This window comes from Campylobacter lari (assembly GCF_004357905.1).
In the GTDB taxonomy this organism is placed as follows: Bacteria; Campylobacterota; Campylobacteria; order Campylobacterales; family Campylobacteraceae; genus Campylobacter_D; species Campylobacter_D lari_D.
The window spans coordinates 1-380 of record NZ_SMTT01000037.1 but is presented as its reverse complement, the minus strand read 5'-3'; the positions used below and the strand labels follow the sequence as shown (position 1 = coordinate 380).

At 29.7% G+C, this 380-nt stretch carries 1 protein-coding gene; it reads right to left on the bottom strand.

Annotated features, from left to right (window positions below):
- Positions 1–380, bottom strand: a 380-nt coding sequence (locus E2O22_RS07850) for an AMP-binding protein (protein WP_165955288.1), incomplete at both ends; no start/stop codon positions are given.

The window sequence follows — 380 nt, the reverse complement described above, 5'->3', positions numbered from 1 at the left end:
CAAAAGCTCATCATCGCTAAATTGCCTATCAACTATGTAAAAAGAAGCGATCACGGTAACTTCAGTAGGTCCGTAAAGATTAGCAAATAAAGTATTAGGAAGGTATTTACGCCAAATGTTGAGTTGTTTATTTGGCATGATTTCGCCAGCAAATAAAATTTTATTCAGACTTAAATTTTGAATTTTATTCAATGATTTTTCATTAGCAAAATAAATCAGCACTGAAGGTACCCAAAAAATTGTTGTTATTTTATTGGCAACTAAATATTTCATTATTTTTCCTGGAAAAACAAAGGAATCATTTGGTATTAAGTGTAATGTACCACCTACACACATAGTGACAAATATATCAGTCACTGAAACATCAAAATAAAATTGAA